At 67.7% G+C, this 21610-nt stretch carries 21 protein-coding genes; 13 read left to right on the forward strand and 8 right to left on the reverse strand.

Annotated features, from left to right (window positions below; translation table 11 throughout):
* Positions 1–219 precede the first annotated feature (219 nt).
* Positions 220–786 (forward strand): MarR family winged helix-turn-helix transcriptional regulator, encoded by a 567-nt coding sequence (locus AC5I49_RS26040; protein ID WP_013802266.1) that lies wholly within the window; start codon positions 220–222, stop codon positions 784–786.
* A gap of 2 nt (positions 787–788) precedes the next feature.
* Here AC5I49_RS26040 and AC5I49_RS26045 read toward each other — a convergent pair whose 3' ends face one another.
* Positions 789–1361, reverse strand: coding sequence for a nucleotidyltransferase family protein (locus tag AC5I49_RS26045; RefSeq protein ID WP_495790140.1), 573 nt, complete (start codon positions 1359–1361; stop codon positions 789–791).
* Between the two features lie 52 nt (positions 1362–1413).
* Between AC5I49_RS26045 and pdxH the strand changes: the two genes are divergently transcribed.
* On the forward strand, positions 1414–2061 hold the full coding sequence (pdxH, locus tag AC5I49_RS26050) for a pyridoxamine 5'-phosphate oxidase (RefSeq protein ID WP_017405177.1): 648 nt from the start codon (positions 1414–1416) through the stop codon (positions 2059–2061).
* A gap of 31 nt (positions 2062–2092) precedes the next feature.
* Here the strand turns inward: pdxH and AC5I49_RS26055 are convergent, their stop codons facing one another.
* Positions 2093–3046, reverse strand: a complete 954-nt coding sequence (locus AC5I49_RS26055; protein WP_267178530.1) for an AEC family transporter — start codon at positions 3044–3046, stop codon at positions 2093–2095.
* Between the two features lie 276 nt (positions 3047–3322).
* On the opposite strand from AC5I49_RS26055, the gene AC5I49_RS26060 reads away from it, so the two are divergent.
* Entirely contained in the window at positions 3323–4384 is a 1062-nt protein-coding gene (locus tag AC5I49_RS26060) for a tyrosine-type recombinase/integrase (RefSeq protein ID WP_495790114.1), read from the forward strand.
* Positions 4385–4420: 36 nt separating this feature from the next.
* Here AC5I49_RS26060 and AC5I49_RS26065 read toward each other — a convergent pair whose 3' ends face one another.
* From AC5I49_RS26065 to msrA, 5 genes are all read right to left on the reverse strand, one after another.
* The gene (locus tag AC5I49_RS26065) at positions 4421–6619 is read right to left on the reverse strand and encodes a TonB-dependent receptor domain-containing protein (RefSeq protein WP_495790115.1); all 2199 of its coding nucleotides are present in this window, start codon (positions 6617–6619) and stop codon (positions 4421–4423) included.
* A gap of 237 nt (positions 6620–6856) precedes the next feature.
* Positions 6857–7225, reverse strand: a complete 369-nt coding sequence (locus tag AC5I49_RS26070; RefSeq protein WP_223275282.1) for a hypothetical protein — start codon at positions 7223–7225, stop codon at positions 6857–6859.
* Between the two features lie 209 nt (positions 7226–7434).
* Positions 7435–7755 carry a hypothetical protein gene (locus AC5I49_RS26075; RefSeq protein ID WP_016447082.1) on the reverse strand — a complete coding sequence of 107 codons (321 nt, stop codon included), beginning with the start codon at positions 7753–7755 and terminating at the stop codon, positions 7435–7437.
* A 48-nt stretch (positions 7756–7803) separates the two neighbouring features.
* Complete coding sequence (locus tag AC5I49_RS26080) at positions 7804–8259, reverse strand: transcriptional repressor (protein WP_495790116.1); 456 nt, start codon at positions 8257–8259, stop codon at positions 7804–7806.
* Between the two features lie 148 nt (positions 8260–8407).
* On the reverse strand, positions 8408–8944 hold the full coding sequence (msrA, locus tag AC5I49_RS26085; RefSeq protein ID WP_016447084.1) for a peptide-methionine (S)-S-oxide reductase MsrA: 537 nt from the start codon (positions 8942–8944) through the stop codon (positions 8408–8410).
* A gap of 145 nt (positions 8945–9089) precedes the next feature.
* Here msrA and AC5I49_RS26090 point away from each other — a divergent pair, with 145 nt between their 5' ends.
* From AC5I49_RS26090 to AC5I49_RS26135, 10 genes are all read left to right on the forward strand, one after another.
* Positions 9090–9788: a TetR/AcrR family transcriptional regulator gene (locus tag AC5I49_RS26090; protein WP_016447085.1), complete on the forward strand. Its 699-nt coding sequence runs from the start codon at positions 9090–9092 to the stop codon at positions 9786–9788.
* Entirely contained in the window at positions 9785–11026 is a 1242-nt protein-coding gene (locus AC5I49_RS26095) for an efflux RND transporter periplasmic adaptor subunit (RefSeq protein WP_495790117.1), read from the forward strand. The genes AC5I49_RS26090 and AC5I49_RS26095 overlap by 4 nt, the downstream gene beginning before the upstream one ends.
* 2 nt (positions 11027–11028) lie before the next feature.
* Positions 11029–14256: an efflux RND transporter permease subunit gene (locus AC5I49_RS26100; protein WP_016447087.1), complete on the forward strand. Its 3228-nt coding sequence runs from the start codon at positions 11029–11031 to the stop codon at positions 14254–14256.
* Between the two features lie 43 nt (positions 14257–14299).
* A complete protein-coding gene (locus AC5I49_RS26105; RefSeq protein WP_016447088.1) occupies positions 14300–15010 on the forward strand; it encodes a protein-L-isoaspartate O-methyltransferase family protein in 711 nt (236 codons plus the stop codon).
* Between the two features lie 77 nt (positions 15011–15087).
* Positions 15088–15435, forward strand: a complete 348-nt coding sequence (locus tag AC5I49_RS26110; RefSeq protein WP_016447089.1) for a rhodanese-like domain-containing protein — start codon at positions 15088–15090, stop codon at positions 15433–15435.
* An 87-nt stretch (positions 15436–15522) separates the two neighbouring features.
* Entirely contained in the window at positions 15523–16977 is a 1455-nt protein-coding gene (locus AC5I49_RS26115; protein WP_016451715.1) for a TolC family outer membrane protein, read from the forward strand.
* Positions 16978–17347: 370 nt separating this feature from the next.
* Entirely contained in the window at positions 17348–18025 is a 678-nt protein-coding gene (locus AC5I49_RS26120; protein WP_016447091.1) for a response regulator, read from the forward strand.
* 2 nt (positions 18026–18027) lie between these two features.
* The gene (locus AC5I49_RS26125; protein WP_495790118.1) at positions 18028–19458 is read left to right on the forward strand and encodes a sensor histidine kinase; all 1431 of its coding nucleotides are present in this window, start codon (positions 18028–18030) and stop codon (positions 19456–19458) included.
* A gap of 82 nt (positions 19459–19540) precedes the next feature.
* On the forward strand, positions 19541–19801 hold the full coding sequence (locus AC5I49_RS26130; protein ID WP_016451713.1) for a type II toxin-antitoxin system Phd/YefM family antitoxin: 261 nt from the start codon (positions 19541–19543) through the stop codon (positions 19799–19801).
* A gap of 11 nt (positions 19802–19812) precedes the next feature.
* Complete coding sequence (locus tag AC5I49_RS26135) at positions 19813–20226, forward strand: type II toxin-antitoxin system VapC family toxin (RefSeq protein ID WP_016451712.1); 414 nt, start codon at positions 19813–19815, stop codon at positions 20224–20226.
* 59 nt (positions 20227–20285) lie between these two features.
* On the opposite strand, the gene AC5I49_RS26140 is transcribed toward AC5I49_RS26135, so the two are convergent.
* Positions 20286–21605, reverse strand: a complete 1320-nt coding sequence (locus AC5I49_RS26140; protein ID WP_074921287.1) for a 3-deoxy-D-manno-octulosonic acid transferase — start codon at positions 21603–21605, stop codon at positions 20286–20288.
* Positions 21606–21610 lie beyond the last annotated feature (5 nt).

The raw sequence follows: 21610 nt of genomic DNA on the forward strand, positions 1-21610 counted from the left end.
CATGCATCGGTCAGATACGGGCATGGCAGCTGGGGCTGGCTATGGGGTGAATTCATAAAATTCACCCATGAAACATTGATCCTCAAAAGAATCAATGACGATTTTCTCCGGCAAGTTGATGAATCAACTTACTGAAAACACCGATTGACCTCTATTGATTTCTCTAAAGAAATTCCACAAGACAAACGTCAGGCAGCCTGTGAAACAATTGATGGGAACATGTCCATCCCACCTTCTCCTCTCCCTGTGCCCAGCACGCCCGCAGGCAATCCCTGGACCCACCTTGACGAGGCAGGCAGCAGCCTGACCGTCGATGCCTTTCTGACCACGCTGATGAGCCAGGTGGGCAATGCGCTGCGGCGCACCATCACCGTGCCCTATGCCGATACGGCGGGCTTGACGGTTTCGGAGTGGCGGCTGTTGGCCCTTGTCGCGCATGCAGGCGAGTTGCCGTTCAGCGCGCTGGTGGTGCAATCCACTTCGGACAAGGCCCTGGTGAGCCGGGCGCTGCGGCTGCTCGAGGAACGCGGCCTGGTGGCCCTGCTGGCGCAAGGCTCCACTCCACGCAAGAAGATCCTGTGCTCCATCACGCCTGCGGGCCGGCAGTTGCATGACGAGGTGATGCCCGTGGCCCGACAACACCAGGCCGCTGCTCTGCTAGCGCTGACGCAGGAGGAACGGGAGGTGATGTATCGGGCCTTGCTCAAACTGCGCGGTTATTGCCAAGGCAGCCAAGCCGACCCAGCGACCGAAGGCGGCCCCGCTACGGCAGACGGCGAAGCCTGAATTCAGCCCACTTCAGGCCGGTTCTGCAGCAACACCTCAGCGCGCGCCAGATCGTCCAGCGTATCGATGTCGGTGAGCACACCAGCATCGTCCACATCGACCTGAACCACATGTCCGGCTTTGCGCAGCGCCTTCAGCACAGGCGCCCCGCCCTTCTCTCCGCTCAACGCCATGAGCGCCGCGCCGCATGCGGCGCCGAAACCCACGGGATGTCCACGCTCGCCTTGATGGACAGGCTGGGCGGCTCGGGCACCCGCATGCAATGCATCGGCCACTTTCAGCAAGGTCTGTGGACTCACCAGCGGCAGATCGGCCGGCAAGACCAGCCAGCCTGGCGCATCGGCTGTGGCACGCACGGCCGCAGACAGCGAATCGCCCATACCGGGGTGGCCCGCATCTTCCAGATGCCAGGGCAGGCCGCTGGCGCGGACGGCGGCCAGTGTGTGTTCCAGCACGGTGCTGCCGCCCAGCGGCGCAGCGAGCTTGTGCATAGTGCCGCCCGACGCGCGGAAACGCTCGCCACGGCCCGAGGCGAGGATGAGCACGCAAGGCCGGCCTTTGAAGTCTCTGAGCATGCGCAACTCTAGCGCAGCAAATGGGAGGTCGGGCGCAGGCACAATGCAGGCCATGAGCAGCATTTCCACCTCGATCGCCGATCTGCGCAAAAGCTACGAGCGCGCGGAACTCAGCGAATCGGCCTCCCTGGCCGATCCGCTGCAGCAGTTTGACCAATGGCTGCAGGAAGCCCTGAGCGCCCAGGTGCCCGAGCCCAATGCCATGACGCTGGCCACCGTGGGCGGCGACCTGCGGCCCAGCACACGCATCGTGCTCATCAAGGGCTATGACGAGCGCGGCCTGGTCTGGTACACGAACTACGACAGCCGCAAGGGCCAGCAACTGGCGGGCAACCCCTTTGCCGCGCTGCAGTTTCACTGGGTGGAGCTGGAGCGCGTGGTGCGCATCGAAGGTCGGGTGGAAAAGGTCAGCGAGGCCGAAAGCGACGCCTACTTCAACAGCCGTCCGCTGGACTCTCGCATTGGCGCCTGGGCCAGCCCGCAAAGCCAGGTCATCAGCGGGCGCAGCGTGCTGGTGGCCAATGCGGCCAAGTACGGCGCGCAGTTCCTGCTGAACCCGCCACGCCCGCCGCATTGGGGTGGATTCAGGCTGGTGCCCGAGCGCTGGGAATTCTGGCAAGGCCGCAAGAGCCGGTTGCACGACCGCCTTTGCTACCAGCTTGAAGCTGGAACCTGGCTGCGCCAGCGCCTGGCGCCCTGATCCCCTCGATTGCTGGCGCTGCTGAAACCCATCAGCCCGGCAGGCGCTGGGCCAGCCACAGCATCAGCGGCACGGTAAGCAAGGCCAGCGCAGTGGACACCGCGATGCTGGCGGACACCTCCTCCTGCATCACGCCATAGCGCTGCGTGAACAGGAACACGTTGGCCCCCACGGGCAATGCAGCCGCCGTGAACATCACGGCCACGGGCAGGCCACCCAGGCCGAAGGCCCAGGCCAGCGCAAGCATCAGCAGCGGATGCACCAGGTTCTTGACCAGCGCGATGCCAGCAGCCTCTCGCAAGTTCTGGCCCACCCTGGTGTAGGCCAGTGTCACGCCGACCAACAGCAGCGCCATGGGGCCCAGCGCCTGGCCCAGGACCTGCAGGGACCGGTCCACCGCTTCGGGCAGCACCAGCCCAGTCTGAGCGAACAGCAAGCCAGCGAGTATGGGCAGCGGCACAGGATGCACGATGCCGTTGCGCACGGCCTGCAGCACCGTGCGCCACATGGGGCGCGGTGCGCTTTGGCCGCAGCGCTGGCGTTCGTGGGCCTCGGCCAGCTCGAACACGATGGTGGCTGCGGTCAGCAGGATCAGCGCATGCAGCGAGACCAGGGTGAACAACGTGACAAGCCCTTCCTCCCCGTAGACCAGCCCCACCAGCGGCACGCCGATCATGACGGTGTTGCTGAACATATTGGCCAGCCCCCGCGCGGCCGAGCGCGTGGAAAAACCGCCCAGCACCATGGACACCACGAAGATCAGAGCAGTCGCCAGGAAATACAGGGCCACGGGCTGAAAGTCCAGCTCCTGTACCCGCACCGCACCCATGGTGCGAAACAGCAGCGCCGGCGTAAGCACCAGAAACACAAGGTTGGACAAATCCTTGATGGCTGTGGCACGCACCCAGGCCAGCCGGGCGGCAAGAAAGCCTGCTCCTATGCAAAGAATGACAGGGATGAGGGAGGCAAAGACGGGAGAGTTCACTGAAGCAGGACCGGGAAGCTGCGCCTGCGCAGGCTTGCGGCGCGCGCAGATTATGCGCCGCAGACCCGGCCCTGCCTCGTTCAGGCGTCGTCCCGGGCCTCGAAGGCCCGGCCAGCCTCCACGGACGTGCCAAGGCTCAGATTCATGCCGAACAGCCCCCTTTTCTGGCGACTTGTCGCCACTGACATTCATCAGCCGATAACAAGGTTGCCACTCAACTTCATGTAAGTTACATTGAACATCCCTATTGGTTGATTCGTTTTGCTCTCGACGCCCATGACTTCATCACCATCCCAGGCACCCGCTGCCGGCAAGCCGCCGTCCACTGTCCCCGACGGACTGGCCCTGTTCCGGCATTGGCTGGAAACCGAGGGCGCCAAGGGCTGGGATGCCCTGGACACGGCGCCCGACAGCGGCTACGAAAAGGTATGGCGTGCCTGGCTGCGCAGCCTGGGCGATGCGGGCATGCCAGCCAGAGAAAGTTCCCCCTCCCCCACCACGCCGAAAGGCAAAGTCAATGCAAAGGCCCGCGCCTGGCAACAGGCCACCGCCGTGGATGTCCAGAATTTCCTGCGCCCGCGCGAAGGCCAGTTGTCGGGCCACCAGCCCGGCCGCCGCATCAGCGAGGTCACGCGCAGGCGCTACTGGCGCCTGCTGGAACGCATCTACGACCATGCGCTGGACCACGGCTGGGTCAGCGCCAATCCCGCCGCAGGGTTGGCTCCGCAGGAGCGCCCCCCTGCCGAAGACGGCCAGGGCCATTGCCTTCCCGCTCCGCTGTGGAATGCCCTGCCCCGCCACATTCCGGTGGCAGATGGCTTTCAGTCAGCGCGCGACCGCGCCATCTTGCTGCTGCTGTACGAACTGGCGCTGGCGCCCGAGGAGGTGCGCGGCCTGTGCTGGCGCGATGTGCAATGCGCAGGACCAGGCGATGGCCTCCCCTGTCAATTGCATATCGATGGCGCACGCGCCGCGCAGCAGCGCACGCTGGATCTGTCGGAAACGGTGGTGAAGGCGCTGCAGGACTGGAAAGGTTTCAGCGCCGGCCAGCGCGGGCCGGAGGCCGTTCAACCCGATGCCACGGTCTTTTATTCGCGCGAGGGGCAGCCGCTGTCGGTGCGCGTGCTGTTCCATGTGGCCTCGCAGCTGATACAGCGTGCCCATGCGGCCCAGCCCGCTTCTGCCCAGAAGGCGCCGCTGCATCGGGTCGGGCCGCAGGTGCTGCGCAACACGGCCATCGTGCAGTGGTTGCGCGCGGGCCGTGCCGAGACCGAAGTGGTGCAGCGGATAGGCGTCGACAGCGCGCGCGCCCTGCGCCATCTGCAGCATTACCTGTAGCAGACGGCGCGAGGAGCGCAGCGCGGGCAACCCGCCTTAGAACGACACCTTGACGCCCACGGTGATATTGCGCCCCATCAGCGGCGCAGCGTTCTTGATGAACGATGTGTGGGCGAAGGCAAGGCGGTTGGTCAGGTTGTTGCCCTTGATGAAGAACTGCCAGGGCGTGCCACCCGAGGTGCGCAGCGTGTAGCTGGCCGAGAGGTTGAGCATGCCGTAGCCGTCCGTCTCGGTCTCGTAGGCGGTGACGCGGTTCTGGCGCAGCACCTGCACCCACTCGGCCTGGGCATCCCAGCCCTTGTAGAAGGTGTCCACGCGCAGGCCTACGCGCGCCGCGGGAATGCGCGGCAAGGCGGAGCCGTCTTCCAGCCGCGCACGCACGGCGTCACCGAACAGGGTCACGCCCCACTGGCGCGACAGCTTCTGGCGCACCTGGCCCTCCACGCCGGTGAAGCGTGCGTCGGCCTGGGTGTACTGCAGCAGTTGCAGGCCGTCATGCTCGTCCAGCGTGGCGCCGTAGATGTAGCCCTTGACGCGATGGTGGAAGGCATTGACGCTGAACGTGGTGTCCCCCGAGGTCTTGCGCAGGCCTATGTCCAGTGCCTGGGAGCGTTCACGCTTGAGGTCGGGATTGCCGCGCTCATAGGTGGAAGTCGCCATATGCAGGCCGTTGGCGTACAGCTCCTCGGCCGTGGGCAGGCGGTTGCCCTGCGTCAGCGAGGCCGACAGGCTGTAGCCCGGGGTGAACTTCCACACCGAGCCCAGCGAGAACGATGTGCCGCTGTGGCTGCGCGAGATGCCGCTTTGCTGGGCATCCACGGTCTGGCGCTCATGGCGCAGCGCAGCCTGCCAGCGCCAGTCCTGCCAGCGGTATTCCTCCAGCAGGTAGATGCTGTTGCGGCGGGTTTCGGTGGGCTGCACATAGGCCTCCTCCCCCTCGGCACTGAATTTGCGCTGCACGGTCTGCAGGCCGATGACGCCGCGCCAGCCGGCGATGGGCTCCAGCTCGGCCTCCACGCGCAGGTCATGGGCGCGGTTCTTGAAGGTGGTCGAGACCTGGCCGTCCTCGATCTCGTCATGGCGGTAGTCGGTCCAGCCGCCGCGCACGCGCAACGCCGCAATGCCTGCCGTCGGATTGCGCCATTCGCCGCGCAGATCCCAGCGCTCGCTGTTGAGGTCGACCACCGGCACGCTGCCATGGTCGTGATCGTGTTCTTCGTCGCCATGGTCATGTCCGTCCTCGTCGCCGTGGTCATGGCCGCCGCAGTGCAGATGGTCGCCATGGGTGTGGCAGCCCTCGAAGCTGTGGTTGTGGCCCGGCAGGCCATAGCGCGCGGTCTGGCGCGTGTAGGCCAGGCCCAGGTAGCCTTGCGTGCCGATCCAGGACAGGCCCAGGCTGCCCGTATCCGTGCGGTTGAAGCTGCCGCCCACGCGCCCCTGCGACTGGCCGTTGGGCGCCCAGCCGCTGCCCACGCGGTAGTCGCCGGCATCGCGCGCCATGCCCTCGGCATGGATGGCCAACTGGCCCGCGCCGCCCGTCAGCGAGAACGCGCCGGCCGTCTCGCCCGCGCCCGTGCTGCCGCGCAGCTGGGCCGAGCCCGTGATACCGTTCTTGGGAATGGACGTGGGGATCTTGTCGTCCAGGATGTTGACCACGCCGCCCATGGCACCGCCGCCGCCGTAGATCAGCGCCGAAGGGCCGCGCAGCACTTCGATCTGCGTGGCCAGCATGGGCTCGCTGGCCACGGCATGGTCGGGGCTGATGGTGGAGGCGTCATGCAGCTCCGAGCCATCGCTGAGGATCTGCACGCGCGGGCCGTCCATGCCGCGGATGATGGGGCGGCTTGCGCCCGCACCGAAATGGCTGGCGTGGATGCCGGGCTCGCCGTCCAGCGTCTCGCCCAGCGTGGCGGCCTGGCGCAGCGTCAGCACATCGCCTTCCAGCACCGTGGCTGGCGTGGACATATCGGCCGAGGTCAGGCCCAGGCCGCTGGCCTTGACCGTCACCTCATTGAGCACAGGCGTGTCGCTGCGCGGGGCATCCGCCTGGGCGCCGGTGGCAGTTCCGGGCGCGGCGGCGACTCCAGCCTCCGCATGCTCTGCTGCCATGGCCAGCCCTGCCATCGCGGGGCCGAGCACGCCCGCCAGCAGCAGTTGCTGCAGCAGCGGGCGCAGCTTCATCCTCTCCCCCTGCACCTTGGCGTCCTGGTGGTATTGCTTTGTTGTCACTCTCATCACTGGTCTTCCCGGCAGCGGCCGGCCACGGCCCCGGGGACGCGGGAATGCGGGCGCTGCAAAAAATGGCGTCGGAAACGGACAACCGGGGTGCGCCATGCGGGCGCACGCAGCCATCCGATCGGATATGCATTCAGGATCTGTCCAACCTGGGCACAGCGCCTCTTGCGTGCAATGCAGGAAGGCGCGCGCAAACAGCTTCAATGGGAGGGCGCATGCAGCGCCGCCGCCCAAGGTTCAAGCCGCCAGGCGGGCAGTGATGGGATGCGGGGGACCACGCGCATCGAAGAAAGCCGCCAGCACGCGGCCATCGCGCACGATGGGCGGCTGGGCGGGCTCGGCCTGTTCGCCCCAGAAAGGCGGCAGCGCCACGGCGGGCGGTGGCCCCGCCATGCCTTCGTGCAACTGGTCCAGCAGTTGGCAGTCCGCCGGGCCGTGGCCCGAGAACAGCGCATGCACCCAGTCGACGGGTGCAGCGCAGGAGGTGGCCACCACCTCGACCGGGCCATGGGCCGTGGCCGAGGCCAGGCCGCCAGCATGCACCACACGGTGCATCTGGCCCAGCAACGGCGCCAGTGCGATGGACCAGACCAGCAACCAGGCCAAAAGCCAACCCCGATTCGGCACGGCACCGCGCAACGCAAGCCGTGAGGCGGGCGCAGGCGAGTGGCGACTCGGGAGTTTGAAGGGCATGGATGAATCAGGAGCGGGTCAGGCAGCGCAGAGTGTATGCGCCAATTGGCGGGGCAGGTTCCAGCATCCCGTCACAAAGACGGGCGACTGCTCACAGCAGTGCACGGCGGGCAATGCCGCGCTCAATGCGCATGGCGCATGCCGCAGAACTTGCCCAGCGCCAGGCCCTTGCAGTCGGCCTGCAGCTGCTTGTGGCATTGCGCATGGTCACGCCCTGCCGCCAGACACTGTGCGGCGGCCTCGTGGGCCTTGGCCATCGAGCGGTGGCGCTCCATGTCGGCACGGGCATGGGCATCCAGTTGCACCGGGCCACCCTGTGCCTTGGCGTCCGCCGGGGTCTTGGCATGGTCATGGTCTTGGCCGTGATCGTGCGCCTGGGCCGCAGCGGCCAGAAAGACAGCGGCCAGGATCAGGGAAACGGAACGGAAGGGGGAAAAAGTCATGCGAGATCCTGAAGGGCTATGCAAGAGAAAAAGGGGAAGACGGCCACCTCACACGGACGGATCATTCCGGGAGTGCCCGGGGCCGCTGCAGACCTGGCACCGCCCCGTCACCGACACATCGATGGCCTGGCCCTGCAGGCCGCTGGCTGCCAGCGCCTGCCGCAATTGCAGCAAGGCGGCCTGCAGTTGCTCACCGCCCTCGCCTGCCTCGCCGCCCAGACGAAAGGCGCTGTGGCAATCCGCACACTCGAAGTGCGCAGCGGCGTCGCCTTCGCAGGCCGCGCCCTGAAGGGGCCTGCCGTACCGGGCCACGCGTGCCGCATCCACGCTGCGGCGCAACACGCCGGCTGCGGCCAGCCGGTCCAGCAGCCGGTAGACGGTGACGCGGTTGACCTGCACGCCCTGGGCATGCAGGGCGGCTTCCACATCCGCCTCGCTCAACAGCGCATCGGCGCGCGCCTCCCACAGCGCCAGCACGGCCCGCGTGGCGCGGGTCGAACGCATGCCGCAAGGCAAGAGCAAGGGGGAGGGAGTCGGCGATGACATGGGCAATGCAAGAGCGGGCTGCAGAGCGCGACAGGACACCGTTATCGCAACCGGGTTGCATTATGCCCGCAAATCACAACCGCTTACACAACCCGCCCACCTGGGCTCATTGCTTGACCCAGCGCGCAAAGGCACCCCGGAATTTCTGCACCTTGGGCCCCACCACGAAGGCGCAGTAGCCCTGGCTGGGATGGTTCAGGAAGTAGTCCTGGTGATAGTCCTCTGCGGGCCAGTAGCTGGCCAGGGGCTGGACCTCGGTCACGATGGGAGCGTCATACGCGCCCGCCTGGGCCAGCTCGGAGATCAGCGTACGTGCGACCTCCGCCTGATGGTCATTCGTGGTGTAGATCGCGCTGCGGTACTGCGTGCCCACGTCGTTGCCCTGGCGGTTGAGCGTGGTCGGATCGTGCGTGCCGAAGAACACGGTCAACAGGTCGCGCAGCGGAATCACAGCAGGGTCGAACTGCACGCGGATGACCTCGGCATGGCCGGTCTGCCCGGTGCAGATGTCTTCGTAGCTGGGATCGTCCAGATCGCCATTGGCGTAGCCGCTTTGCACGTCGCTCACGCCGCGCACGCGGTCGAAAACGGCTTCGGTGCACCAGAAACAGCCGCCGCCCAGATAAATGGTTTCAGTCGTCATATGCGCCTTTTCTGTGAGAAATCGAAAAAATGACCACACGCAATGCATGCAGGCCGTTGTGCCTACAGGTTAGCCCATGCACAAGCCAGGTGACGACGAACGGTTCTGCGGTTACGATAACTAACCCATCAGTCATTAATTTTCCGTGACCGACTCCCCCGCCTCTTCACCCGCCCCCGCCGAGCCTTCCGGAAAGCGCAGCCGCCGCAAGCACGAGCGTCCGGGCGAGCTGCTGGAAGCCGCGCTCGACCTCTTCGTGGAAAAGGGCTACGCCGCCACCCGCGTCGAAGAGGTCGCCGCCCGGGCCGGGGTTTCCAAGGGCACGCTGTTCCTCTATTTCGCGAGCAAGCAGGAGCTTTTCAAGGCCGTGGTGCGCCACAGCATCGCGGGCCGCTTCGGCGAGTGGAGCGAGGAACTCGACAACTACTGCGCACCGTCCACCGATCTGCTGCGCTACTGCTTCAAGTCCTGGTGGGAGCGCATCGGCAGCACCAAGGCGTCGGGCATCACCAAGCTCATGCTCAGCGAGGCGGGTAATTTTCCCGAGCTTTCGCAGTTCTATCACCAGGAGGTGGTTCTTCCAGGCCATGAACTGATCCGGCGCATCCTGCAGCGCGGCGTGGAGCGCGGCGAGTTCCGGCCCATGGATCTGGACCTGTCCGTGCACTGCGTGGTCGCCCCGATGATGTTCCTGATGATCTGGAAGCATTCGCTGGGCGGCTGCCTGCCGCACGGCGACTTCGATCCCGAGCGGTTTCTGGAATCCCAGATCGACTACCTGCTGCATGGCATGTGCCAGCCCCTTGCAGCCACCACACCACCCTCCTCCCCGCCCACACCATGAAGCGTCGCACCGGCTGGCTGATCGGCCTGGCCTTACTGATCGCCATCGGCGCCAGCGCATGGCGCGCCGCATCCACCCGGCACAGCAAGCAAGCCGCCATTGCCGCGGCCACCCAGCCGCGCGAGATGCCCGTGCGCGTGGGCCCGCAGGAGGTGGTGCAGCTGCAGCCGCGCCAGTTGCAATTGACCGTGCCCGTCAGCGGCGTGGTGCAGGCCGTGCGCAGCGCCGTGGTCAAGGCCTATGTGGCCGGCGAGCTGCGCGGCCTGCAGGTGCGCGAGGGCGACAGCGTGCGCAAGGGCCAGGAACTGGCCCGCGTGGATGCCACCGAGGTCGAGGCCCGCTGGCGCCAGACCCGCCAGCAGGCCGACGCGGCCCAGGCACAGCTGCAGCTGGCCCAGCGCCAGCACGACAACAACCAGGCCCTGGTCACCCAGGGCTTCATCTCGACCACGGCACTGGCCACGTCCCAATCCAATCTTGACGCCGCCCGCGCCAACCTGGCCGCCGCCCAGGCCGCCGCCGATGTGGCACGCAAGAGCGTGACCGACAGCGTGCTGCGCAGCCCCATGGACGGGCAGGTCGCCCAGCGTCTGGTGCAGGACGGCGAGCGCGTGGGCGTGGAAACACGGGTACTGGAGATCGTCGATCCCTCCGAGCTCGAGGTGGTGGCCCAGCTCGCGCCCGCCGATTCGGTGCGTGTGCAGGTCGGCCAGCAGGCCCTGTTGCAGGTCCAGGGCGCGGGCGACGATGTGGCCGCCGTGCCCGCGCGCGTGGTACGCATCAACCCCAGCGCCCAGGCAGGTTCGCGCAGCGTGGCCGTCTATCTGCGTGTGCAGGCTGCACCGGTCAACGCAGGCGCCGCCGGCAGATCCATCCCCATCGTGCGCCCGGGCCTGTACCTGCAGGGCAGCATCGTCACGGGGCAGACCGAACAGCTGGCCGTGCCCCTGACCGCCGTGCGCACCGACCAGCCCCAGCCCTATGTGCAGTTGCTGCAGCCTGCGGGCGAGTCCGAACCGGACAAAACCCTGCTGCGCGTGCAGCACCGCCCGGTCACGCTGGGCAGCCAGAGCGCGCAGGATGGGGCCACCTGGATTGCCGTGTCCACCGGCCTGCAGGCCGGTGACAGGGTGCTGGCCGGCAGTGTGGGCGGCCTGCGCGCAGGCACGGCGGTGAAGATGCAGCAAATGCAGCAGGCCCCGCAGCCCCAGGCTGCGCCAGCCCCCGGAGCCCGCTGACCATGTGGTTCACGCGCGTCAGCCTGGCCAACCCTGTGTTCGCCACCATGCTCATGCTGGCCCTCATGGTGCTGGGTGTGTTTTCCTACCAGCGACTCAAGGTGGACCAGTTCCCGAATGTGGACTTCCCCGTGGTCGTGGTCACGGTGGACTATCCGGGCGCCTCGCCCGAGATCGTGGAGTCCGAGGTCACCAAGAAGATCGAGGAAGGCGTCAACTCCATTGCCGGCATCAACGCGCTGACCTCGCGCAGCTATGAAAGCACCAGCGTCGTCATCATCGAATTCCAGCTGCATGTCGATGGCCGCCGCGCTGCCGAAGACGTGCGCGAGAAGGTGGCCTCGGTGCGCCCCACCCTGCGCGACGAGGTCAAGGAGCCGCGCGTGCTGCGCTTCGATCCGGCCAGCTCGCCCATCTGGTCCGTGGCCGTGCTGCCCCAGGCCGATGCCGGCGCCAAGGCGCCCGATGCCGTCGCGCTGACCAGCTGGGCCGACCAGGTCCTCAAGAAGCGGCTGGAGAACGTGCGCGGCGTGGGCGCCGTCAACCTGGTGGGCGCTACACCGCGCGAAATCAACATCTACCTGCAGCCCGAGGCGCTGGAAGCCTATGCCATCACGCCCGACCAGATCGTGAACGCCGTGCGCAGCGAGAACCAGGACCTGCCGCTGGGCGCCATCCGCTCGCGCGAGCAGGAGCGCGTGGTGCAGATCGACGCACGCATGAAGCGCCCGCAGGACTTCGAGCGCATCATCGTCGCCCAGCGCGGCGGCGCTCCCGTGCGGCTGGGCCAGCTGGCCCGCGTGCAGGACGGCGCGGGCGAACTGGAGACCGTGGCCCTGTACAACAGCAGCCGCACCCTGCTGCTGTCCGTGCAGAAGGCCCAGGACGAGAACACCATCGAAGTCGTGGACGGCCTGAACGCCACGCTGCGCGAGATCGCCGCCGAAGTGCCTGCCGGCGTGCGGCTGGAGCCGATTGCCGACAGCGCCCGCCCCATCCGCGTGGCCGTCAACAACGTGCGCCAGACGCTGATCGAGGGCGCGGCACTGACGGTGCTCATCGTCTTCCTGTTCCTGAACTCCTGGCGCTCCACGGTGATCACGGGGCTGACGCTGCCCATTGCGCTGATCGGCACCTTTTTGTTCATGTACTGGTTCGGCTTCTCCATCAACATGATCACGCTGATGGCGCTGTCGCTGTGCGTGGGCCTGCTGATCGACGACGCCATCGTGGTGCGCGAGAACATCGTGCGCCATGTGCAGATGGGCAAGGACGCGCATGCGGCCGCGCTCGACGGCACGCAGGAGATCGGCCTGGCCGTGCTGGCCACCACGCTGTCCATCGTGGCGGTGTTCCTGCCCATCGGCTTCATGGGCGGCATCATCGGCAAGTTCTTCCACGAATTCGGCATCACCATCGTGGCGGCCGTGATGATCTCCATGTTCGTGAGCTTCACGCTGGACCCCATGCTGTCCAGCGTCTGGCACGACCCGACCATACACGCCCATGGCGAGCAGCGCGGCCGCAGCCTCTACGACCGCACGCTGGGCCGGGTCACGGCCTGGTTCGAGCGCGCCACCGACTCGCTGTCCCACTTCTACCAGGACGTGCTGGGCTGGGCGCTGCGCCACAAGATCGCCACGCTAGCGGCGGCGCTGGCCATCTTCGTGGCCAGCATCTTCCTGGTGCCGCTGCTGGGCACGGAATTCGTGCCCAAGGCCGATTTCTCCGAGACCACGGTGAGCTTCAACACGCCCGTGGGCTCGTCCATCGAGGCCACGGAGGCCAAGGCCCGCCAGGTCGATGCCATCATCCGCGCCCTGCCCGAGGTCCGCTACACGCTGGCCACCATCAACACCGGCACGGCCCAGGGCAAGATATACGCCAGCATCTACATACGCCTGCTGGACCGCCATTTGCGCCAGCGCAGCGGTGACGAACTGTCGGGCGTGCTGCGCGAGCAGCTGCAAAGCGTGCCCGGCATCACCGTCACCCATGTGGGCCAGCGCGAGCCCGTGGGCGGGCAAAAGCAGGTCGAATTCTCGCTACAGGGCCCGGACCTGGGCGAGCTGGAGCGCCTGAACCGCGTGGTGATGGAACGCCTGCGCGGCATTCCCGGACTGGTGGACCTGGACAGCAGCCTCAAGCCCGACAAGCCCGTGATCGACATCACCGTGCGGCGCGATGCGGCCGCCGACCTGGGCCTGTCGGTAGGCTCCATGGCCGCCGCGCTGCGCACCTGGGTGGCCGGCCAGACCGTGGGCAACTGGCGCGCCAGCGACGACCAGACCTATGACGTCAAGGTACGCCTGGCGCCCGAATCACGCAGCACGCCCCAGGACCTGGAGCGCCTGCCCTTCGCCCTGCCCTCCACCTCCGGCGACGGCAACATGCGCATCGTGCGGCTGAACCAGGTGGCCACCGTCACGCCCGGCACCGGCCCCAGCCAGATCAACCGCCGCGACATGACGCGCGAGGTCGCCTTCAGCGGCAACGTCTACCTGCGCTCCAGCGGCGAGGTCTCGGCCGACATCCGCAAGGCCCTGGCCGACATCGCCCTGCCGCCCGGCTACCGCACGCAGTTCAGCGGCGCCACCAAGAGCATGAACGAGTCCTTCGGCTATGCCGTGTCCGCCCTGGCGCTGGCCATCATCTTCATCTACATGATCCTGGCCAGCCAGTTCAAGAGCTTCCTGCAGCCGCTGGCGCTGATGACCTCGCTGCCGCTGACGCTGATCGGCGTGGTGCTGGCACTGATGATGTTCGGCTCGGCCCTGTCCATGTTCTCCATCATCGGCGTGGTCATGCTCATGGGACTGGTCACCAAGAACGCCATCTTGCTGGTGGACTTCGCCATCCGTGCGCGCGGGCCGCACAGCGACCCGGACACCGGCCAGATCCGCGACGGCCTGCCGCGCGAGCAGGCCCTGCTGCTGGCGGCGCGCGTGCGGCTGCGCCCCATCCTGATGACCACGCTGGCCATGATCTTCGGCATGGTGCCCCTGGCCTTCGCGCTCAGCGAGGGCTCCGAGCAGCGTGCGCCCATGGGCCAGTCGGTGATCGGCGGCGTGGTGACTTCCTCCCTGCTGACCCTGGTGGTCGTGCCCGTGGTCTATTGCTACCTCGATGACTTCTCCCAGTGGCTGCGGCGCCTGTGGAACGGCAACCAGCACGATGCGGCCCCCGGCCAGGGCGCCGCCAGCGCCCCCACCCTGCCGCGAGACTCGTAGAATCAAAGGTTTGTCCTGACAAGTCTTTCTCCGGAGATACCCCATGAGCCTGCCCCTGAACAGCCTGCCCGAACACCACAGCGCCCAAGCGCACGCGCGCTACAACATGATCGAGCAACAGATCCGCCCCTGGAACGTGCTTGATGAAGAAGTGCTGGCGCTGCTGGGCAAGGTGCACCGCGAGAATTTCGTGCCGCCCGAGCATGCCGGCCTGGCCTTCATGGACCTGGAAATCCCCCTGGTCGCCCCGGCCGAGGAAGCCGCCGCCAAGGGCTGGTGCATGCTGGCCCCGCGCATCGAGGCGCGCATGCTGCAGGACCTGAAGATCAAGCCCACCGACCGCGTGCTGGAAATCGGCGCCGGCTCGGGCTACATGGCCGCCCTGCTGGCCGCCCAGGCCAAGGAAGTCGTGACGCTGGAAATCGTGCCCGAGCTGGCCGAGATGGCCCGCGAAAACCTGCTGGGCGCCGGCATCACCAATGCCGAGGTCAAGCTGGCCGATGGCGCCACGGCAGCGGCTGCCCTGGGCCAGTTCGACGCCATCGTGCTCAGCGGCTCGGTCGCCCAGGTGCCGCAGGCCCTGCTGGCCCAGCTCAACGACGGCGGCCGCCTGGCGGCCATCGTCGGCCAGCTGCCCATGATGCGTTTCACGCTGGTGCGCAAGAACGGCCACCAGTTCGAGACGAGCCAGCCCTGGGACGTGGTGACCGCCCGCCTGGCCAATTTCGAAGAGCCTTCGCGCTTCACGTTCTGAAACCCGCTGCAGCGGCCGATGCCCGCAGGACCATGGCCGCTGCCGCAACCCCATTCCATTCCGCAAGGATCTTTCCGATGCTTCCCCAAGTGCCTCCCGCGCAACTCAACGATTGGCTGACCCAGCACTCCAGCGGCTCCGATGCCCTGCCCCTGGTGCTGGACGTGCGCGAGCCCTGGGAAGTGGCCCAGGCCAGCGTACGCCCCGAGGGCTTCGAGCTGCGCTGCATCCCCATGGGCGAGATTCCCTCGCGCCTGCAGGAACTCGATCCGGATCACCCCACAGCCTGCCTGTGCCATCACGGCGCACGCAGCATGCATGTCGCTGCCTTCCTGATGAACAACGGCTTCGAGACCGTGGCCAATATCAGCGGAGGCATCGATGCCTGGTCGCGCGAGCGCGACCCAGGCGTGCCGCGCTACTGAGCGGCAAGACGCAAAAGAAACCCGGGACACGGCCAACCCGCCGTCCCCGGTGCTTCGTGACGACTGTGTTTTGATTCGAGGACCTCTATGCCCCTGCTTCGGCCCCTTGCCCCTGTCGCTTACGCCCCGCCCCGCCCACACGCCTGGCCCCTTCGCCAGATTGCCTTGCTGCTGTGTGCCTGCGGCATGGGGACCGCTCTGGCCCAGTCCACCGTCCCTGCCGCCCCGGCATCGGGCCTGCCTGCCGTGACAGCCTCATCGGCCACGGGCCAGAGCCTGTCGGAGTTGGTCGCCAAGGCACGCGGCTACGACGCCCAGTGGCAGGCCCAGCAAGCCGACGCCCAGGCCGCCGCCAGCCGTGCCGAGCAGGCGCGCTCGGGCCTTCTGCCCAGCGTGGGCCTGCAGGCGGGCGCCAACACATCGCATGTGGAAGTCAGCGTGCTGCCGGGGAGCTTTCGCTCGCCCCAGCAGAACCTGCAGCTCAGCGCCCAGCAGCCGCTGTACCGCCCGGCCAACAAGATCGCCTACGACCAGGGCCAGCGCGGCGTGGACGTGGCGCGCGCCCAGTTGGACAGCGGCGAGCAGAACCTGCTGGTTCGCGTGGCCCAGGCCTACTTCGATGTCCTCGGTGCCCAGGACAGCCTGGCCGTGGTCAAGGCACAGAAGGCAGCCATTGCACAGCAGCTGGAATTCGCCAAGCGCAACTTCGAGGTCGGCACGGCCACCATCACCGACTCGCGCGAAGCCCAGGCCCGGTTCGACCTGGCCGGTGCCCAGGAAATCGCCGCCGAGAACGACCTGCGCGTCAAGCGCCTGGTGCTGGACCAGATCGTCGGCGCCGTGGGCACCGTGCCCCGCCCGCTGGCCCAGCCGCTGCAGTTGCCGGCCCTGATGCCCGCCGATGCCCAGGCCTGGGTGGACACCGCACTGCAAGGCCAGCCCCAGCTGCGCCAGGCCCGCCTGGCGCTGGACATCGCCCAGCTGGAAACGAAGAAAGCCGAGGCCGGCCACAAGCCCACCGTGGACCTGCAGGCCGGCTACGTGGTCAACCGCTATCCCAACGGTTCGGTCACCCCGCAGATCGGCACCAGCTACCGCACCAATGCCGCCAGCGTGGGCGTGGTCATGAACCTGCCGCTGTTCGCCGGCTTTGCCGTGCAAAACCGCATCAAGGAAACCCTGGCGCTGGAAGACAAGGCGCGGGCACAGCTGGACGACGCCCAGCGCAACGTGGAGCAGAGCACGCGCACGGCCTTCTTCGGCGTGCAGTCGGGCCAGGCCCAGGTCAAGGCGCTAGAGGCCGCGCTGGCGTCCAGCCAGAGCGCGCTGGACGCCAACAAGCTTGGCTACGAGGTCGGCGTGCGCATCAACATCGACGTGCTCAACGCACAGAGCCAGCTCTACCAGACCCAGCGCGACCTGGCCCTGGCGCGCTACCAGGTGCTGCTGGGCCAGCTCAAGCTGCGCCAGGCCGCCGGCACGCTCAGCGACGACGACCTGCGCGCCATCGATGCGCTGTCGCTCCGCGCGCCAGCCCCTTGAATCCCTGAAGCGCCCGCACGGCCGGCAGTGCCCCGGGCTGATGCCCGGCCGCCGCGGGCCGCGCGCCTGGCGCCGCAGCCCTGTGCTCTGGCAAAGCCGAGGCACGCAAACCCGCCACGACCAGAATCCAGGCAGCCAGCGCGCACAGCACCGCCAGGCGGCTCAGCAAGGAACAGCGGGAGAGTCTTGGCATGCGCGCCTTGCCTTCTTCGGAGTTGTCGAGCGGGCCACTGTGGCAAACCCGCCTGAAGACCTGCCCCGGCTTTCCTGAAGGGATGCTGAAGCGCATCGTCCCCGCCTTGACCGATACTCGCGGCAGCCCTCCCGCAGGCGCCGGTCCGCGGCATGGGAGCGGCACAGGAAACACACGATGAGACTGCTGCTGGTGGAGGACGATCTGGATCTGGGCAATGGCGTGCGCATCGCATTGGGCGATCACGCCATGGACGTGGTCTGGGTGCGCCGCCTGTCCGATGCGCTGCGCACGCTGGAGCAGCAAAGCTTCGAGATGGTGCTGCTGGACCTGGGCCTGCCCGATGGCGACGGCATCAGCCTGCTGGCGCGCCTGCGCCGCGAATGGCGCCGCCTGCCCGTGCTGATCCTGAGCGCACGCGACAGCCTGCATGACCGGCTGCACGGCCTGGACAGCGGCGCCGATGACTATCTGGTCAAACCCTTTGCCCTTGCCGAACTGGTGTCACGCGTGCGCGCCCTGGCGCGCCGCAGCTATGGGCAGGGCGACGGAACGCTGCATCTGCGCGGCCTGTCGCTGCACGAGCCCACGCGCCGTGTCAGCGTTGCAGGCCAGAACGTCGAGCTGTCCCGCTGCGAATTCGACCTGCTGGCCCTGCTGCTGCGGCGCATGGACCGCGTGGTCACGCGCAGCGGCATCGAGGAGGAAGTCATCCCGGGCGGCAGCGCCAACGGCAGCAATGCGCTGGAGGTCCATGTCTCCAACCTGCGCCGCAAGATCGGGCCGGGCTTCATACGCACGGTGCGCGGCATTGGCTATGTCATCGACTCGCAGCCGATGGCTCCCCTGTCCTGACCATGACATCGCAGACCGTGCAGGGGCAGCAGGCCAGCCCGAGATGGCGCCGCTGGCTGCGGCCCACACTGGGCCGGCGGATGCTGCTGGCCCAGATGGGCGTGCTCACCGCGATCTGGACCGCGTTGCTGGTGGCAGCCATCTACATGGCCCACTTCCACAATGAATTGCTGGTCAGCAAGCCTGTCTACGAACTTGTCATGGCTGTGACCGAGGACCTGGCCGACCTTCCGGACCGCCAGCAGCACAGCCTGGCCGCGCTGGACACGGCCCTGCGCCATGAATACAGCGATGGAGACGACGACATCCGCTTCACGCCCACGCTGCTGGTCTGGCAGCGCGGCCAGCTCCTGTACCGCTCGCCCACGCCGGCACCCACGCTGCGCAACCGCGTGCTGGACACGGTCGAGGACATAGATTTCGAAGGGCAGACCTGGCGCATGAGCACGCTGCGCTCGGCCTCGGGCCAGACCGAAGTCACGCTGATGCTGCCGTCCTTCAAGGAACTGCTGATCACCCTCAACACCCGCAGCTACTACCTGCTGCCACTGCTGATCAGCCTGCCCTTCCTGGCCTTTCCGGCCTGGTGGTCGGTGCGCGCGGCGCTGCGCCCGCTGCGCCGCGTGGGCGACGAGCTGGCCACACGCGGCCCCGACGACCTCAGCGCGCTCACCTATGCGCCGCCACACGCCGAGCTGCGGCCGCTGGTGCAGGACATCAACGCCCTGCTGGCCCGCGTGCGCTCCAGCAGCGAGCGCGAGCGCAACCTCATCGCCGATGCAGCCCACGAACTGCGCACGCCGCTGGCAGCCATGCACGTCAACGTCGAGGCCCTGCTGCGCCTTGGCAGCGAACCGCGCCAGCAGGAACTCATGGACAGCCTGCTGCGCAGCAACCAGCGCGCCAGCCGCATGGTGGCCCAGCTGCTGCAGCTCATGCGCAGCGAGACCGAAGCGCCCGGCATGGCCATGCAGCCGTTGCGCCTGGACCTGCTGCTGGAAGACCGGCTCGCCGCACTCGACGCCCTGGCCTGCCGCCGCCCGGTGGAACTGGCCCTGGAAGCCAGCGAGCCACTGAGCGTGATGGGCGAACGCGAAGGCCTGGTCTCGCTGATCGACAACCTCGTGGACAACGCCATCAAATACAGCCCAGCGCACGCCACCATCAGCGTGCGCCTGCAGCGCCAGGGCGACCAGGCCGTGCTCCAGGTGCGCGACCGTGGCCCGGGCATTGCCGAGGCCTGGCGCCAGCGTGTCTTCGACCGCTTCTTCCGCGTACCCGACCAGAGCCAAAGCGGCAGCGGCCTGGGCCTGGCCATCGCCAGGACCGTGACCGAGCGGCACGGCGGCAGCATCGAGCTGCTCAGTGCGGAGGATGGAGGGCTGCTGGCGAGTGTGAGCCTGCCCGTGCTGCAGGAAGGATCGGGCCCTTGATGCGTGCATGGGCCCAGGATTGCAGAGCCAACAGTCCAGGAACTAGACTGGGCCTGTAACCCGTGAGCGAAGGAGTGCAATCATGAAATCCTGGCCTGTACAAGATGCCCAAGACCACTTCAACGAGCTTCTCGAAGCCTGCCTGACCGATGGTCCGCAAGTGTTGACCCGGCGTGGCGCGGACACTGCCGTGCTCGTTCCTATGCAAGAGTGGCGCCGTCTGCATCCCGCTGCCGAACCTGCTTCGCTCAAGGAACTGCTGCTCTCGGAAGCGGGCCGCGCAGACCTGCTGATCCCGCCGCGCGGCCAGGCGCACCGCAGGCCCATCGAGCCCGCCAACTGAGTGCGCCAGAAATGTATTTGCTGGACACCAACATCATTTCAGAGCTGCGGCGCCCCAGGCCCCACGGAGCCATCCTGGCCTGGCTTCAAGCCCTGCCTGAGCCGGAGCTCCATCTGTCCGCGGTCAGCCTGGGCGAAATCCAGGCGGGCATCGAGCTGACCCGGCAACAGGATGCTGAGAAGGCCCGGGAAATCGAACGCTGGGCAGATCTGGTCTCCGCCTCCTACAACGTGCTGCCGATGGATGCCGAGAGCTTTCGGATCTGGGCCAGGCTGATGCACGGGCGCTCCGATGCGCTGTATGAGGACGCAATGATTGCAGCCACGGCCATCCGCCACAGGCTGGTCGTGGCCACACGCAACATTCGAGACTTCGCGGATTTTGGTGTGGCGCTTGTCAACCCCTTTGAGTCGCCCTTTCGCTGAACGGGCACAAGCCCCTTTGGTGCGTAGTCTTGCCTGCCCGCGCCCCTTGCACAGGAGGATCAGGAGAGCGGCTGCACCAGCCCGGCCACCGCCTGCGCCGTGGCCCGTGCGGCCCCACGGTGCTGGTCCAGAAAGCCGCGCGCCTGGGCCACGGCATGGGCGTGGGACTGGCGGTCCCCGGCCAGGTCCACGGCCAGGCGCAGCCCGTGCTCCAGGTCGGGTGCGCGCAGCGCGGCGCCGGCCTCGCAGGCCAGGTCCGAGGCCTCGCTGAAGTTGAAGGTGTGCGGCCCCAGCACCACGGGGCAGTCGCAGGCCAGGGCCTCGATGAGGTTCTGGCCACCCAGCGGCGCAAAGCTGCCGCCCATGAGCGTGGCGTCGGCCAGGCCGTAGTACAGGGCCATCTCGCCCAGCGAATCACCCAGCCAGATGTCGATGTCATCCGCCGCAGCTCCGCAGGGCGGACCACCCACCCACTGGCTGCGGCGCGAGACATGCAGGCCGCCGCCAGCCAGCAGCGCCGCCACTTCGTCAAAGCGCTGCGGATGGCGCGGCACGACCAGCCATTGCACGGCCCGGCCCACAGGCCCCAGCGTGCGCAGGGCGGACAGCAGCATGGCCTCCTCGCCCTCCCGGCTGCTGGCCAGCAGCACCACAGGGCGGGACAGGCCGGACTTCCATTGCCGGGCGCGCTCCAGCAGCGCAGCGTCCGGACGCGCATCGAATTTCAGGTTGCCGAGCACGCCGCGCACGGGCGCACCCAGCAGGCGCAGGCGCTGCGCATCGTCCTCGGTCTGCGCCCAGGCGGCGGCCAGGGCGGCATAGGTGGGCCGCGCCAGCGGCGCCACGCGCAGTGCCTGGCCCAGCGATTTGTCGCTGAGCCGCGCATTGGCCAGCGCCAGCGGCACGCCCTCTTCGCGGCAGATGGCGACCAGGTTGGGCCAGACCTCGGTTTCCATGAGCACGCCGACTGCGGGCCTGAACTGCTGCACGAAGCGGCGCACGGCCGCCGGCGTATCCCAGGGCTGCCAGACCTGCAGGTCGCCGGACTGCAGCAGCCGGCGGCCTTCTGTGCGGCCTGTGGCCGTGCCATGGGTCAGCAGCAGGCGCATGCCGGGCAGGCGCTCGCGCAGCGCGGTCAGCAAGATGGCGGCAGCGCGCGTCTCGCCCAGCGATACGGCATGAATCCAGATCCACAGGCCGCGTCCGTCCTGCCCCAGCGTGGCCGGCTGGTAGCGGCCAAAGCGCTCGGGAATGTGCTCGGCATAGACGGGCTCGGCCTCGGCGCGGCGCAGCAGCTTGCGTCGCAGCAGCGGCTGCGCCGCCCAGGTCACGGCGCTGTACAGCGCGCGCGCCCAGGACGTGGGAGAGCGGGAAGTCATCGCCT

Source organism: Delftia sp., assembly GCF_059499305.1.